Below are 15,765 nucleotides of genomic sequence, written 5' to 3' on the forward strand. Positions count from 1 at the left end.
GGGTCACGTCAGTCGCTGCGCCTTGCTCAGCAGCCGCTGCGCCACTACCACCAGTGCCAGGAACACCCCGCTCACGACCTGCTGGAACGCCGACGTCAGGCTCCCGACCTGATTGATCAGACTCTGGATGACGCCGAGCAGCAGCACCCCGGCCACGGTGCCGGTGATCCCGCCCGCTCCCCCGGTCAGCAGGGTGCCACCGATCACCACGGCGGCGATGGCGTCCAGTTCGAGGCCGATGCCGAGGATGGTCACGCCGGACGACAGTCGGGCCGCGTTCAGCGCTCCGGCGAGGCCGGCCAGCAGGCCCGACATGACGTACACCCAGACCTTGGTCCGGGCCACCGGCACGCCCATCAGCGCGGCCGCCTGCTCGTTCCCGCCGATGGCGTAGACGTTCTGGCCGAAGCCGGTGCGCTGCAGCAGCACCATCGCCGCCAGCGCCAGAGCGGCGGTGATGTAGACCGGATAGGACAGGCCGAGCACCTCGCCCTGGCCCACGGCGGCGAAGGCGGGGTCTTTCACGAGGTACGTGGTGGCGCCCTCGTCGGAGATCGCCAGCATCAGCCCGCGCACGCCGAGCAGCCCGGCCAGGGTGACGATGAATGGCGCCATCCCCGTCCTGGCGATCACCAGCCCCTGGAGCAGGCCGACCATCCCGCACACCGCCAGCGGCAGCAGCAGCGCCACCGGCAGGCCGTACGGGGAGCCGTAGGCGGCCAGCACCCCGCCCAGTACGAACAGCGATCCCACCGACAGGTCGATGCCGCCGCTGATGATGACGAACGTCATCCCGATCGCGATGATCGCCAGGAACGACGACGACACCACGACGCTGGCCGCGTTTCCCGGCGTGGCGAACGAGTCGAAGGTGAGGCTGCCCCCGACCACCAGCAGCCCCAGCACCATGAGGGCGCCGTGCTGCTGGAGCACCCGGCTGGCCTGTTCTCGGTTCATCGGCGCTCCCTGGTGGCGTAGACGGCGGCCAGGATGATGGCCGCCTGGACCATCTGGGTCCACGACTGGGGCAGGTTGTGCTTGATCAGCGTGGCCGACAGCAACTGCATGAGCAGCGCGCCCATGACCGTGCTGAGCACCCGGATCCGGCCGCCGGTCAGCGGCGTGCCGCCGACCACGACCGCGGTGATGGCCGACAGCTCGATGAACAGGCCGAGCGACGTGGGGTCGCTGGCCTGCAGCCGGGCCGTGGCCAGCACCCCGGCCAGCGCCGCCAGCAGGCCCGAGATCACGTAGACGGTCAAGAGCACGCGCTTGACCGGCAGGCCGGACAACTCGCTGGCCGGCCGGTTTCCGCCGATCGCGACCACCTGCCGCCCGAACGTGGTGCGCCGCACCACGAACAACACGATCAGGGTCAGCGTCGCCGCGATCAGCACGATCACCGGGATCCCGGCCACCGAGCTGCTGCCGAGTGCGATCAGGTCGGGGTTGCGGAACTCGACGAGCTGCGGCACCAGCACGTTGGCCAGCCCGCGCACGCCGACGAGCAGCGCGAGGGTGGCCACGATCGGCTGCACCCCGACGTACGCCACCAGCGCTCCGCCCGCCGCTCCGACCGCCGCCCCGCCGATCACGGCCACGAGCACGGCCGGCAGCCAGCCGTACCCCAGGTACATCACGACCAGCGCGGCGGCGAGCGCCATCACCGAGCCGACCGACAGGTCGATGCCCTGGGTGCCGATCACCAGCGCCATGCCGAGCGAGACGATCACGATGGGGGTGACCTGGACGAGCTGGGTGCGGAAGTTCGCGGCATCCAGGAAGTGCGGGGTGAACAGCACGTTGAACAGCAGCAGCGCCAGCACGGCCGCGTACACGCCGTAGTCCTGCACCCAGGCGAGCACGCGCGGCTTGAGCACCGCGACGCGGGCCCGCGCAGCGCCCGTGCCCGCACCCGGCCCGGCTCCCGTCAGCTCAGCCATCGGACCGCCCCGCTCGGCCATCGGACTGCTCCGCTCGGCCATCGGACTGCTCCGCGATCGTTGCCATGATCCTCTCCTCGGTCACCTCGTCGCCCGACAGCTCCCCCGCGACCGCGCCTTCGCGCAGCACGAGGATCCTGTCGGCGCCCTCGACGAGCTCCTCCAGGTCGGAGGAGATCAGCAGCACGCCCAGGCCCTCCTCCGCCAGCTCGTCGATCAGCGCCTGCACCTCGGCCTTGGCTCCGACGTCGATGCCGCGGGTGGGCTCGTCCAGCAGCAGCACCTTGGGCCGTACGGCCAGCCAGCGGGCCAGCAGCACCTTCTGCTGGTTGCCGCCGGACAGTTCGGACACCAGCTGGTGCGGCGAGGCGGCCTTGATCCTCAGCCGCCGCATGAAGATCCCGACCACCCGGTCGATCTTCGCCTCGGACACAACACCTGCGGTGCCGAGTGACGGGAGGGCGGCCAGGGCGATGTTCTCCCTCACGGAGAGCGTCGGGATGATGCCCTCGGCCTTGCGGTCCTCCGGCAGCAGGCTGACCCCCGCCCTGATGGCCGCCGCCGTGGAGCCGGTGCGCAGCGGCGCCTCCGCCACGTGCACCTGCCCTCCGTCCAACGGCAACGCGCCGACGATGGCCTTCGCCGTCTCGGTACGGCCCGCCCCGAGGAGCCCGCCCAGGCCGACCACCTCGCCGGGCCTGATGTCGATGTCCACGCCGCGGAGGACATGACGACGGGTCAGCCCACGCGCCCGGACGATGGGCGCCTGCCCGTTCCCGTGCCCGCCCGCCGCGGTGCTCCCGGCGGGGCGGTGGCGGGAGAAGCGGGTGAGGCCTTCGGTGCGGACCTCGTTGAGGTCCCGGCCCAGCATGAGCGAGATGAGCCGGAGTCGTTCCAGGTCGGCGAGCGGCCCCGTGTGGGCGAGGCGGCCATCGCGCAACACGGTCACCCGATCGCACACCTGGTATAACTCGTCCAGCCGGTGGCTGACGTACAGGACGGCGATCCCGGTGTCCCGTAGCCGCCTGATCACCCCGAACAGCGTCTCGACCTCGCGCGGCTCGAGCGACGACGTGGGCTCGTCCATGATGACCACCCGGGCGTCCACGGAGACCGCCCTGGCCAGGGCGACCATCTGCTGGGCGCCCACGCCGAGCGTCCGCAGCGGCCGCCGGACGTCGGCCGAGACGCCATAGCTCGCCAGCACGCGGGAAGCCTCGCCGTACAGGGCGGCCGTGTGGATCACGCCGAAGCGGCCGCGGGGCTCGCGGCCGAGCAGCAGGTTGCGGGCCACGCTCATCATGGGGACGAGGTTGACCTCCTGGTAGATGGTGGAGATGCCGGCGCGCTGCGCGTCCATGGGGGTGGCGAAGGCGGCGGGGCCGCCCTGGTGGCGCAGTTCGCCGCCATCCGGCCGGTACACGCCGGTGAAGACCTTGATCAGCGTGGATTTGCCGGCGCCGTTCTCCCCCACGAGGGCGTGCACCTCGCCTGGGCGCAGGGCGAGGGACACGCCGTCGAGGGCGAGCACGCCGGGGAATCGTTTAGTGATCCCCCGGGCCTCGAGCACGGGTTCCGCATCGGCCGAGTCTGTCCAGTCAGCCAAGTCAGTACGCCTCACCGAGCGAGTCCTTGGCGTTGCTCGTGTCGTAGTCACGGTCGGAGATGATCACCTTGTCCGGGATGGCCTGCCCGTCCAGGAACTTCTGCGCGGTCTCGAAGGCGAGCGGCCCGAAGCGGGGGTTGGACTCGATGACCGCGTGCAGCCAGCCGTCGGCGATGCCCTGCACGGCGCTGCGGGTGCCGTCCACAGACACGATCTTGATGTCTCCGGGCTCCTTGCCCGCGCCCTTCAGCGCGGTGACGGCGCCCAGCGCCATCTCATCGTTCTCGGCGTAGATGCCGTTGATGTCGGGGTTGGACTGGATGAGCTGTTCGGTGACCTGCTGCCCCTTCTCGCGGGCGAACTCGCCGGTCTGCTCGAACGAGATCGTGATGCCGGGCGCCTTCTCCTTGACGCGGTCCTTGAAGCCGTTCGTGCGCTCGGTGGTGACGTTGTTGCCGGGCGCGCCGAGCAGGATGGCGACCTTGCCCTTGCCGCCGACTGCCTCGATCATCCGGTCGGCGGCGCGCTTGCCCTGCTCGTAGAAGTCCGAGCCGATGAACGTCAGGTAGTCGTCGCACGGCCTGGCGTTGATCTTCCGGTCCACGGTGATGATCGGGATCTTCTTGGCCGCGGCCTGCTGGAGGACCGGCTCCCAGCCGTCGGAGTTGAGCGGGGCGATGATCAGCAGCCGCGCGCCCTGGGCGATGAGCTGCTGGACGTCGGTGATCTGCTTGGAGAACTGCGACTGCGCGTTGGTGACCTTGAGGTTGGCGATGCCGAGCCTGGCCGCCTCGTCCTTGATGGACTTGGTCTCCGCGATGCGGAAGGGGTTGGCCTCCTTCTCGGACTGGGAGAAGCCGACGGTGGCGGTCTTCAGGTCGAACGTCGTGCCACCGGACTTCTGCAACGTGCAGGTCGGCCCGGCGCCGCCCGCGGGGGTCTGCACGACCTGCTGCCCGGCGGTGCTCGCGGCGGCGGGCGCGCTCTGCGGCTCCTCGGCCTTGGCGCAGGCGGCGGTGGTGAGGAGCACGGCCAGCGCCAAACCGGCTGTCCGGATCTGGGGGGTCATGGCGGTTCCTTTCCTACCAGGTGCCGCGCCCGGGCCACAGGGGCCCGGGCGGGTGGAAGGTCAGCTGCAGGTGGGGTTGATCGCGCCGGTGAGCGCCTTGTGCGCGTCGTGGACACGCTGCACGTCGGGCTTGACGATCGCCCTGTCGTACGTCATCAGGCCGTTGATCTCGGTCTCGACGTCGGTCGTCTGGGTGTAGATGGCCGCGCTGAGCTGCTCGCAGGCGTGCAGCCGCTCGAGTTCCTTGATCATGTTGACGTAGCGGGTGGTGAGGGCCTCCGGGTTCGGCTCGACCGCGTAGCCCCAGCCGCCGCCGGACCAGGTGTGGCCGACCAGGGGCAGGGCCAGGCCGCCGTACTCGCCGATCACGTTGGCGCGGGTGCCGGTGGGCTTGCCCGGGTTACCGGGTCCGGGATAGATGTGGAAGTCCTTGACGTCGCCGTTGCCGCCGTCCACGGCGCCGCAGCAGTTGACGCCGCTCATGTTGTTCACCAGGCGCGAGGGGTCCCAGCTCTTGACGAGGTCGGCGATGCGCGCCTGGTCGTACTGGCCCCAGCCCTCGTTGAACGGCACCCACATGACGATCGACGGGCTGCTGCGGTGCTGGTCGATCATCTCGCGCAGCTCCGCCTCGAACTGCGGCCGGTCGGTGGTGCGGAAGGCCGACGGCATGTCCTGCCAGACGAGCAGGCCGAGCTTGTCGGCGTGGTGGTACCAGCGGTCGGACTCGACCTTGACGTGCTTGCGCACGGCGTTGAAGCCGAGCGCCTTGGTCTGCTCCAGGTCGTAGCGCAGCGCCTCGTCGGTCGGGGCGGTGTAGATGCCGTCCGGCCAGAAGCCCTGGTCGAGCGGGCCGATCTGGAAGACCGGCTTGCCGTTGAGCAGCATCCGATTGCCCGCGACGGAGATGGAGCGCATCCCGACGTACGACTCGACCCGGTCCAGCCCGCGCTGGACGGTCAGGTCATAGAGGAACGGGTTGTCGGGGGACCACAGCTTCGGGTTGGGCACGGGAAGCCTGAGCTCCTTGCCCACCTGGCCGCTGACGATGCCCACCACGCGGTTGCCGTCCTTGGCGACGACGGTGGCGCGGCCCGGCGAGCCATGGACGGTCACGTACACGGCCTGGCCCCGCAGGTCGGGCACGGTGTCTACGCGGTCGATCCGCTCCCTGGGCACCGGCTCCATCCAGACCGGCTGCCAGATGCCGGACACGGCGGTGTACCAGATGCCGCTCGGGTCGAGCCGCTGCTTGCCGATGGGCTGCGCGCCGGTGTCGGTGGGGTCGGCGACGCCGACGATGAGCTCCTGCTTGCCGGTGGGCTTGAGCGCGTCCGTCACGTCCACCGTGATCCGGTCGTAGCCGCCCTTGTGGGCGCCGACCTGCTTGCCGTTGACGTAGATCACGCTCTCCCAGTCCACGGCGTCCAGGTGCAGCAGCAGCCGCTGGGCGCGCCAGGTGACCGGCACGTCGAACGTCCTGCGGTACCACATGCGCTCCTCGTGCCGGCCGATGCCGGACAGCTGCGACTCCACCGGGTACGGCACGACGATGCGCTCGGGCAGGTCCCTGCCGATCGGCGCGGCCTCGCCGCTCTTGGCCGGGGCGAACTGCCAGGTGCCGTTGAGGCTGCGCCAGCGGTCCCTGACGAGCTGCGGCCTGGGGTACTCCGGCAGCGGATCGGCCGGGTTCACGTCGTCGGCCCACTGGGTGCGCAGCACGTACGTGGAGGCGTTGACCACGTACGCGTGCCGGTAGGCGGCCAGGGGCGTGCCGTCGGTGTGGGTGATGCCGCCACTGCCGTCGTAGGAGGCGCGGACGGTGGCGCCGGCCTTGGCTGGAACCGGATATTTCAGCTTGAGTTCAACGGTTTCCGGATTCTTCAGTGTGGCGGCAGTGACCGGCCACGAGGTCCCGCCGACCGTGATGCCGAGCTTTCCGGCCGCCCCCGCGGGCACCTCCTTCAGAGGCTTGGCGAACGTCAGCGTCACCACGTCGCCGGCCGCGCCGAGCCGGGCGCCGGACGGCCCTTCGGGCTCGAAGCCGGCGGGCAGCGTGAACGCCTCCGTGGGCACGATCGCCTTCGGCTGGCTCGGGCTCTGCCAGCGCAGCCGCAGGTGGGCGCCGCCGAAGTGCTCGAAGTATTCGACCTTGACGTCGTACGTGCGGCCGGCCTCCAGGGCGATCGGAGTGCCGACCTGCTCGCGGTCCCAGTCGTCCACCCAGTGGTCGATGATCGGCTTGCCGTCGATCCAGAGGCGGAAGCCGTTGTCGCCGATCATGGAGAACGTGTAGGTCTCGGAGTACTTCACCTGGATCTGCCCCGTCCACCGGACGGTGACGTCGTCTTCCCTGCCGGCCAGCAGCCGGAAGACAGGGTTGAGGTCGGCCAGCTCCAGGTTGGGGTCGACGACGCTCGCCTTCAGCTCGGCGAAATCGAACTTTCCCGCCCCGGAGGCGAGGTAGTAGTCGCCGCGCAGCCCGTTCCGCTCGGCGGCGGCGGCATCGGATGCGGACGCGGGAGACGGCGCCTGCCATAACACGGACAACAACACGGCCAGCAACAACGCGAGGCGCTTACGCACGGGGGGTCCTTTCGTAACGCGGCCGATCAGGTTCGGTCAGCCTTCGACCCTGACTTGCTCCCAAATAAGCACTGCTGGACCGACCCGGTCAAGATTCCCGATCAAATTCGTTCTCGTTCGGTCAGAGCTGAACCCACTTCGGCCGATCGACTATGATCCGGGACGTGAGCGACACGCAGAGCGACGGACGCAGGCCCGTGTTCGCCGCGGAACGCCGGCAGCGCATCCTCGAGCTGGTGCGTGCCAACGGCGCCGTGTCGCTGCGCGAGCTGGCCCAGGCCGTCCACTCCTCCGAGGTCACCGTCCGCCGCGACCTGCGCGCGCTGGAGTCGGAAGGCCTGCTCAACCGCCACCATGGCGGCGCCACGCTGCCCGGCGAGCTGTCGCGCGAGGCCGGTTACGCGCACAAGGTCTCGATGGAGTCGGCGGAGAAGGCCGCCATCGCCGACCTGGCCGCCGCGCTCGTCGAGGACGGCGACGCGATCGTGATCGGCCCCGGCACCACCACGCAGGAGTTCGCCCGCCGCCTGACCAGGCACTCCGAGCTGGCCGTGGTGACCAACTCGCTGCTGGTCGCCCAGATGCTCGCGGCCTCACGGGTCGAGGTGATGCTGACCGGCGGCACGCTGCGCGGCTCGATCCTGGCCCTGGTCGGCAGCGCCGCCGAGCACTCCCTGGCCGGACTGCGGGTGCGCCGGGCGTTCATCTCGGGCAACGGCCTGACCGCCGAGCGGGGGCTTTCGACACCGAACATGCAGGTCGCGGGCGTGGACCGGGCGCTGGCCGCCGCGGCCGAGGAGGTCGTGGTGCTGGCCGACCACACCAAGGTCGGCGTGGACACGATGGTGCAGACGGTCCCGCCCGACCGGATCGACCACCTGGTCACCGACGACGCCGCGCCCCGCGACGTGCTCGACGAGCTGAGCGGCCGGGGCGTGCGCCTGCACGTCGCCCAGTTCTGATCGAATGTGACAATCCCGTTACTGGATTGTTTCCTTCCTCGACCACGATCGAGGCGGAGGCAACCGTGCTACAGGTGGCAGGCGTTCTCAAGACCTTCGCGGGCGTCGTCGCCCTGGACCACGTCACCCTGTCCGTACGCCCCGGCGAGGTGCACGCGCTGGTCGGCGGCAACGGGGCGGGCAAGTCGACCCTGGTGAAGGTGCTCTCGGGCGTCCACCAGCCGGACGCCGGCGAGCTGCGCCTCCTCGGGGAGCCGGTCAGGTTCGCCGGGCCGGCCGACGCCAAGCGGGCCGGGATCGCCACGATCCACCAGGAGACGAACCTCGTCCCCACCATGAGCGTGGCCCGCAACCTGCTGCTCGGCAGGGAGCCCAGGGGACGGCTCGGGCTGATCGGCACGACGGCCCTGCACGCCCGCGCCGAAGAGCTGCTGGCCGCGTACGGGCTGCGGGTGGACGTGCGCCGCCCGCTCGCCTCGCTGGGCGAGGGCGCGCGCCAGCTCGTGGCGCTGGCCAGGGCCGCCTCCGCGGACGCCCGCCTGGTCGTCATGGACGAGCCCACGTCGGCGCTGGAGCACGCCGAGCTGGAGACGCTGTTCGGGGCCGTGCGGCGGCTGCGCGAGGAGGGCCGCTCGGTCGTCTACGTCACCCACCGGCTGGAGGAGCTCTACGGGATCTGCGACCGGGTCACCGTGCTGCGCGAGGGCCGGGTCGTGCACACGGGGCCGCTGGCCGGGCTGGACCGGCTGCGGCTGGTCTCGCTCATGCTGGGCCGGCCGTTCCACCCCGTCGCGCCCGCGCCGCGGGCTGGCGAGCCCGGCGAGCCGGCCGACCTGCCCGTCCTGGAGGCCAAGGGCCTCACCCGCCATCACGTGCTCGACGGCGTGTCCCTGGCCATGCGCGCGGGCGAGGTGGTCGGCCTCGGCGGGCTGCTCGGGGCCGGACGCAGCGAGACGGCCCGCGCGATCGCGGGCGCCCTGCCGGTGGACGCCGGGCAGGTGACGGTGGCGGGCACGGCGGGGGGCACCGTGGGAGGCACGGTGGGGGGCGCGGCTGCCCGCACGTGGCCGATCGGACGGGGCGGGGCGGCCCGCAAGTGGTCGGTCAGGCGCGCCGTGCGGGCCGGCGTCGGCCTGGTGCCGGAGAACAGGAAGACCGAGGGCATCGTGCCCACCCTGTCGGTACGCGACAACATCGCGCTGGCCGCGCTCCCCCGGCTCTCGCGGGCGGGCATCGTGTCGGATGCGCGGGTGGACGGCATCGTGGCCACGTTCATGAGGCGGCTGGGCATCCAGGCCGTCTCGCCCCGGCAGCCGGCCGGCGAGCTGTCGGGCGGCAACCAGCAGAAGGTGCTGCTGGCCCGCTGGCTGGCCATGCATCCCAAGGTGCTCCTGCTCGACGAGCCGACCAGGGGCGTCGACGTGGCGACCAAGCTGGGCATGCAGGCGCTGCTGGACGAGCTGGCCGTGGACGGGCTGGCCATCCTGCTGATCTCGTCGGACGTGGCCGAGCTGGTGGACAACTGCGACAGCGTGGTGGTGCTGCGGGACGGCGCGATCACCGAGCAGCTGACCGGCCCCGAGGTCACCGAGGACCGCCTGCTGGCCGCCCTGGCCAAGGACTGACGCGGGCGCCGCAACACTCCTCGGCGCGCTCTACGCCGCCCAGGGCGTCAGCCCTGATCACGCCGGCGGCGCAGCGACCAGGACCGGCCGCGACCGTTCCGGCTGCCCGCCGCGGGCATGCCGGCGCCGCTCGGCTTCGTCCTGGCCGGCATGCTCATCGTCTGGGCCGGGTGGACGACGGTGTGGCACCTGTTTGCCGCCGTGGCCGTCGGGCCGTGGTGTTCGCGATCTCGCAGGCCCTTCTCCCGGCCGCGGACCGGCCGTGGCTGGACCGGCGCTGGTCGGTGTGGATGTGGCCGTCTTCGCGCCGGCGATCTACGCCTACGCGCTGAGCCGGCCGCTGCCGGGGGCGGATCGTGCGGCACTACGTAGAGGAAGCCGATGCGTGACGCGGCGACCCTGTTGCGCACTTCTACCGTATGGTGTACGGTACAGCGTACGACAACGATGGGAGACACGTTGACCCTGAGTGACATCCGGCCCTTCCGCCTGGAGACCGATCCGGCCGAGCTGGCGGACCTGCGTGCCCGGCTCGAGCGGGTGCGCTGGCCGGACGAGGTGCCCGGACTCGGCTGGAGCTACGGCGTTCCCCTCGCCCACCTCCAGGGCCTGGTCGAGCACTGGCGCACCGGCTACGACTGGCCCGCGGCACAGTCCGAGCTCAACGCGCACGACCAGTTCGTCACCGAGATCGACGGGCAGCGCATCCACTTCCTCCACGTGCGCTGCGCCGACCCCGGCGCCCTGCCCCTGCTGATCACCCACGGCTGGCCCAGCTCCCCGGTGGAATACCTCGACGTGATCGAGCCGCTCAGCCGCCACTTCCACCTGGTCATCCCGTCCCTGCCGGGCTACGGCCTGTCCGGCCCCACCCGGGAGACGGGATGGGGCTCCAGCCGGATCGCCCGCGCCTGGCTGCAGCTCATGACCCTGCTGGGATACGAGCGCTTCGGGGTGCAGGGCGGCGACTGGGGCACGTGGATCTCACGCGAGGTCGGCGTGCTGGCCCCCGAGCGGGTCGCCGGCATGCACGGCAACGGCATCATCTGCTTCCCCATCGGCGCCCCCGGCGAGCTCGACGGCCTGACCGAGGTGGAGCAGGAGCGGATGGCCTTCCGCGAGCGCTACCTGACCGGCCAATACGGCTACAAGCTCATCCAGTCCACCCGGCCGCAGACGTTCGCGTACGGTATGGCCGACTCCCCCGTCGCGCTGCTGGCCTGGTTCGCCAGCGTCTACCACGAGTGGAGCGACGCCGAGATCGACACCGACCGGCTGCTCACCACGGTCATGCTCTACTGGCTGACCAACACCGCGGGCTCGGCGGCCCGCTCCTTCGTCGAGACGCCCGACACCGACCAGGACACCAGCGTCGCATGGGAGCTCAAACCCGCGACGGTGCCGACGTCGATCTCGGTGTTCCCCAAGGACATCCTGCGGCCGATCCGGCGCTTCGCCGAGCGGGACAACAACATCGTCGGCTGGGTGGAGCACGAGCGCGGCGGCACGTTCGCCGCGATGGAGCAGCCGGAGACGTTCGTGGCCGACGTCCGGGAGTTCTTCACGGCTCTGGGTTAGTACACCGAGATTTGATATCGCTGCTACGCCGAGCTGCACATGTAGCGTCAGAGTGCTTCTGAGCTGCTGTCGCGCGTTTCACGGGTTGTCGACGTTCCTCGGCGTTTCACATCCTCGTGTGCCCTCCTTGTGCCCTGGAAGGGAGAGGTGTACTTGTGATCGATCGCCGATCTCCGAGCAACTGACCTTGCTGGGCCATACTCTCCCTGATACGACGATCGCGAGTGCCGCTGGCCAGGTGCCATGAGGGGAATCGTCCCAGCTTGTCATGGCTTGGATGAGCATCGCCACTCCAAGAGTTATAGACTTCTACCTCTTGTATCACTGTGTGACCACAAAGCGTCCCTATGGGCGCTACGCTGCCTGGCGTGCAGGATGAGCTGCGGATCGTAGTGCCAGGATGCTCGGACCACCCCGAGCAGACACAAAAGGCGCTTGCGGACATATTGGCTAAATACGGGGCAAGCCTCCTTGAGGAAGCTGATCGCGTCGCAACACCGTTACATACCGGGCCCGGCAAGGTGATGATCACATCAGCCATGATCACCGACATGGACCTCTGGATGCGGAAGGGCTATGTTCGTCCGCGAAAGAGCAGCAAAGAGAAGGCCATTGCGGGGGTTGGGTTGTTGGCTGTATACCTGGGTGGACTTTTTACTAATAATATTACTGTAGCGTGGGGCGCAGTTGGCTTTGCCGTCTGCGCCTTGCTGTTTTTCTGGACTCACTTTTGGGGGTCCGAATCATGAATAACAAGAATGAGCGCAACACTCCCTCGCCGAGTCTCAGCCCTGAGGCTAGGCATGTACTTGAAAGCTCTTTGAGTGAGCTTCGGAGAGATATCATCGCGCTAGCGACCAAGGAACACTTTGCTCGTCTTGCCACTGATCCAGAGATCAGCGCTCCCGAGATTACCAATGCGCTTAGAGCGCTAAATCTCGTCGTTGATCCGCTGTTCGAGAAGCGCAATTTCAAGAGCCGAAGGATCAAATGGTTTGGTTTGGCGGCCACGGTTGCCATAGTCTCCATTCTCGTACTTGGCCAGCTACTCCGTCTCGGACTAGAGTCCGCATCAGCTCTCGCAGCCCTCATTGGTGTTGCCGGTCTAGTAATTAGCATTCATGGCCTATGGGCGACTCGGAAAGAACTGCAAAAGGCCGAAAAAGCTACCGAGCTCTCCCTGAATGCGTACCGCGAGGCCGAGTTTATTCACACTTGGGTAGAGCTAGAAGCAGCTCTGCGCAGCTTGGCCGAGAAAGAGGGTGGGGGCGAAACAAAAAGACTTTCTCCTTCTTGGGTACTGCGCAATTATATGCAGGTAAACCTCTCAGAAGCAGAGGCAGGTGAGCTTATGGACATCCTGCAGGCGCGAAACGAAATTGTCCATTCGACAACCCGTCCACTTCCCGGCAGAAATCTCGATATGCTAACCCGACGGCTAAAATATTATGTGGAAAAGGCGGAAAGTCTGCTTACTTAGTTCTGGTGAGCTCGTCGCGCATTGGCGGACAACGGTGCGGTCCCTTCGGTGTAAACTCGTGACGTGGAGGTCGTTAGGTGTCGCTGCGGTGGTCAGGCTGCCGATGCAGATCGCGCATAGGCGCCGCTGGTCGATGAGGTTGCTGCACTTAGGTGCTGCACAGGGCGGCGCCGCGAGTGAGATCCGGATCTAGCGACGTGCGTGCAGGCGCCGGCGGAGCGAGTTGGTGGGCTTCGACCGGCGCTTTGCCGTCTCTCCGATCTTTCGGTAGGCGTAACGTCGGCCTTGTAGGCCGGGGAGTGGGAAGGCTGTGCGGCATGAGCGACGTGGAGCAGATTGCCGCGTTGCTGAGGGAGCGGAATGGTGTCGACGAGAAGATCGCAGCGGCTATCCAGCGCCCCATGAACGCGGGCCATCTGGGCGAGTGGATCGCGGCGCAAGTCTTTGGAATCGACTGACAGCAAGCGGAGCGGTTGGGCTTATACCGCGGCGGCTATGGAACGGATTACCCGTCTCGAAATACCAAGGACGATTTTAGCTAAACTCTCTTTTTAGAGTAGCCAGTACGTCTCCAAATATTTCACGAATGCTATTTTGGTATCGCAGTTGTTGAATGCCGTCCATATTAGAAAAGACCTCACAGCCTTCTTGTATGACGGCTAGTGCGCGATGGAATCCGAGCTTACCCTGGAAGAGCCCCGCTTCATGCACTACATTCTGCCGAGCTCGCCAGTTACCGTCGGCGGTTTCATCTTCTCGCGCCATTACGAGCAGAGCGAATGCAGCCTCGCTGAGCATCTCTTGAAGGATGTCGCGAATAGTATGACCGCCGCGCGCTCCAGTTTCGTAAGCGATGACGCGATAGCCATGGTGATCCTCTAGGTGATCCTTGAGATCGCGCCACGCACTATCCCGTCCATGCCCAATGAAGATCGAGGGCGGTTCTGGAGTTGGCCTAGTCTCGGCTATTCTGCATTTCTCTAAGGCCTGTTCGAATACGTCAAAAACCCTCTCGATCTCCCCACGCGTAGGGGCCGATATGTCAACTCTTGCTCCGCTCTGTTCCCATGTGACGTTCAGATGGGCAACCTGGCCTTCGTTTTTCCTGTAGAAATCGACTTTGAAGTAATATAGACTTCCGTCTTTGCGGCAGTCTGCAGCGAATTCGTTGAAGTCGTCGAAGTTCCAAGACTCCTGGCCATTATATGTCCTGAGCGTGCCGTATCGAGAAATTCTTTCATCAACCAAAAGCCTATCAAACGCCTCTTGGATAACCTCCGGCGTAAACTTAACACTTCCGTACCCTTTGCTCTTTTCCATTAATACTCTCCCTGTGGAGTAGTTTTGGCGACTAGATTGAGCTTCTCGTACATATCTTAACCGGATCACCAAGGAGACACTCTCCGGAGGAAACGGAGGTCCTGCTAGCCAGCACGGGCAGCGTGCGACCGAGCGCAGGGTTGTGTGGCGGTGCAGCGTACCCGTCCTTGACGTCCTTCTTGGAGATGCGGCAGGTCATAGCACCTCAGTAGACGGATACTGATCCCTTCGGTTCGAACTCGTGGCACGAGGGTCGGTGAAGGTCGTTAGAGAGGTCAGGACCGCTCGGGAGATCAGTGACGGCCGATGGTGGTCAAGTAGGTTGCTGCACTTTGCTGCTGCATCTCACCGGCATGATCTCTTGGCAAGATCGACGTCCTGCGTAGTATCCATGGACTAATCCCCTTTCGGGTGGTTTTGGCTATATTGCCTCCTTTCTCTCGGTTTGCGGTTATTGTGCCGATCTGTCGGAGTCTAAAATTTCGGTAGCCAAAGACGAAGATTGCGCGAGATAGTAGCAGCATGACTGATACACCATCATCGCTGGAACCCCAAGGATCAACCACAGGAACAGAATCACTGATTAATGCGGCTGAAGAACTTGTAGACAGAGCCATCGCTTTCATGGAGCCATATACAGAAATCACTTGGAAGGCTGGGGTTGAGAATCCAAAAAAGCTTGCTGCCGCCTTTTGTGTCAAGCGACAGATCGATGGCATTCGGGCTGCAATTACTCTCGCGCGGGCAGGGCTTGGACATATGAGTGCGTCATTTATACGTCCTGCATGTGAAGACTTGTTCTGGCTGTCATATCTCGACAAGCTTGATGCGCAGGTAGCGAAGCGGCTGTTGGGCGCCATGACAGCCCTGGATGCCTCTCGCAGCGTCATTGCACAGCAACAGTATAGCGGCAAGAAGACGATGACTAGGTTGGGTTTCCCCGCCAAGTTTGTTAAATATAGTTACGCGAACAAACTGCAGAGTGAGGCGGTCTTAAAGGAACTAAGTGGGACCCTTGGTTGGCCAAACACGGATGAAGGAGTACTGCCTCCTACTGCGTGGGTGGCTGCCCAAACTGGAAATAGCAAGTTGTACGACTTTCTATATTCGGCCACGTCGCGCGTGGTCCACTTCTCAATGGGAGAGGTGGCACGACGGGGGTGGAGTATCCCTGAAGACGGCGATCCTCAGAACTCGATAATTGACTTTAATTCCCCTAATCACCTAAATTACCGAACCGACTTTGCTTTGTATTGGTGCTGTCACCTGTTCGCACTTACATGGCCGACGGCACTTTCGTGCCTCGAAGCCGACCTAGAAGGTGCGGACGAAGGAGTGCTAGACGTGTATACAGAGGCTCTTAAGAGGTTGGCTAGCCACGGCAAGGTTCCAGTAACCTTGCCGTCGGAGTTTAACTTGCGCACTACAGCGAGAGCCGGTGTAAATTCTAGTAACGCAAAGCGGGCAAACTCAAGAGGGAGTAGAGGCTGAAGCGAACGTTTCCTGGATTGCACCGTCCAGACTTCAGCTTGGCTTTCACGGGTGACAATTCTGGTCATCTCCTCGTCGAGCAGGCGTAGCTTCCTTTCGCCTCCA

Annotated in this window: 13 protein-coding genes; 7 read left to right on the plus strand and 6 right to left on the minus strand. The window is 66.3% G+C overall.

The window, feature by feature from the left end:
• Nucleotides 1-3: 3 nt before the first annotated feature.
• The 5 genes from OHA25_RS40555 to OHA25_RS40575 are packed head-to-tail and all read right to left on the minus strand — an operon-like array spanning nt 4 to nt 7,204.
• Entirely contained in the window at nt 4-957 is a 954-nt protein-coding gene (locus tag OHA25_RS40555; protein ID WP_327582207.1) for an ABC transporter permease, read from the minus strand.
• Nucleotides 954-1,943: an ABC transporter permease gene (locus OHA25_RS40560; protein ID WP_327582208.1), complete on the minus strand. Its 990-nt coding sequence runs from the start codon at nt 1,941-1,943 to the stop codon at nt 954-956. The genes OHA25_RS40555 and OHA25_RS40560 overlap by 4 nt, the downstream gene beginning before the upstream one ends.
• Nucleotides 1,936-3,549 (minus strand): sugar ABC transporter ATP-binding protein, encoded by a 1,614-nt coding sequence (locus tag OHA25_RS40565; protein WP_327582209.1) that lies wholly within the window; start codon nt 3,547-3,549, stop codon nt 1,936-1,938. The genes OHA25_RS40560 and OHA25_RS40565 overlap by 8 nt, the downstream gene beginning before the upstream one ends.
• Nucleotide 3,550: 1 nt before the next feature.
• Nucleotides 3,551-4,618, minus strand: a complete 1,068-nt coding sequence (locus OHA25_RS40570; protein WP_327582210.1) for an ABC transporter substrate-binding protein — start codon at nt 4,616-4,618, stop codon at nt 3,551-3,553.
• A gap of 60 nt (nt 4,619-4,678) precedes the next feature.
• A complete protein-coding gene (locus OHA25_RS40575) occupies nt 4,679-7,204 on the minus strand; it encodes a PA14 domain-containing protein (RefSeq protein ID WP_327582211.1) in 2,526 nt (841 codons plus the stop codon).
• A 164-nt stretch (nt 7,205-7,368) separates the two neighbouring features.
• On the opposite strand from OHA25_RS40575, the gene OHA25_RS40580 reads away from it, so the two are divergent.
• The 6 genes from OHA25_RS40580 to OHA25_RS40605 all read left to right on the plus strand — a co-directional run bounded on the left by OHA25_RS40580 (nt 7,369) and on the right by OHA25_RS40605 (nt 13,307).
• Nucleotides 7,369-8,166: a DeoR/GlpR family DNA-binding transcription regulator gene (locus tag OHA25_RS40580; protein WP_327582212.1), complete on the plus strand. Its 798-nt coding sequence runs from the start codon at nt 7,369-7,371 to the stop codon at nt 8,164-8,166.
• A gap of 74 nt (nt 8,167-8,240) precedes the next feature.
• Nucleotides 8,241-9,791, plus strand: a complete 1,551-nt coding sequence (locus OHA25_RS40585) for a sugar ABC transporter ATP-binding protein (protein ID WP_327582213.1) — start codon at nt 8,241-8,243, stop codon at nt 9,789-9,791.
• Nucleotides 9,792-10,250: 459 nt separating this feature from the next.
• A complete protein-coding gene (locus OHA25_RS40590; RefSeq protein WP_327582214.1) occupies nt 10,251-11,369 on the plus strand; it encodes an epoxide hydrolase family protein in 1,119 nt (372 codons plus the stop codon).
• Nucleotides 11,370-11,737: 368 nt separating this feature from the next.
• On the plus strand, nt 11,738-12,118 hold the full coding sequence (locus OHA25_RS40595) for a hypothetical protein (protein ID WP_327582215.1): 381 nt from the start codon (nt 11,738-11,740) through the stop codon (nt 12,116-12,118).
• Complete coding sequence (locus OHA25_RS40600) at nt 12,115-12,849, plus strand: hypothetical protein (RefSeq protein ID WP_327582216.1); 735 nt, start codon at nt 12,115-12,117, stop codon at nt 12,847-12,849. Before OHA25_RS40595 ends, OHA25_RS40600 begins: the two co-directional genes overlap by 4 nt.
• Nucleotides 12,850-13,166: 317 nt before the next feature.
• A complete protein-coding gene (locus OHA25_RS40605) occupies nt 13,167-13,307 on the plus strand; it encodes a hypothetical protein (RefSeq protein WP_327582217.1) in 141 nt (46 codons plus the stop codon).
• A 76-nt stretch (nt 13,308-13,383) separates the two neighbouring features.
• On the opposite strand, the gene OHA25_RS40610 is transcribed toward OHA25_RS40605, so the two are convergent.
• The gene (locus OHA25_RS40610; RefSeq protein ID WP_327582218.1) at nt 13,384-14,169 is read right to left on the minus strand and encodes a nucleotide-binding protein; all 786 of its coding nucleotides are present in this window, start codon (nt 14,167-14,169) and stop codon (nt 13,384-13,386) included.
• Nucleotides 14,170-14,691: 522 nt separating this feature from the next.
• On the opposite strand from OHA25_RS40610, the gene OHA25_RS40615 reads away from it, so the two are divergent.
• On the plus strand, nt 14,692-15,660 hold the full coding sequence (locus tag OHA25_RS40615) for a DUF5677 domain-containing protein (protein WP_327582219.1): 969 nt from the start codon (nt 14,692-14,694) through the stop codon (nt 15,658-15,660).
• Nucleotides 15,661-15,765 lie beyond the last annotated feature (105 nt).

This window comes from Nonomuraea sp. NBC_00507 (genome assembly GCF_036013525.1).
In the GTDB taxonomy this organism is placed as follows: domain Bacteria; phylum Actinomycetota; class Actinomycetes; order Streptosporangiales; family Streptosporangiaceae; genus Nonomuraea.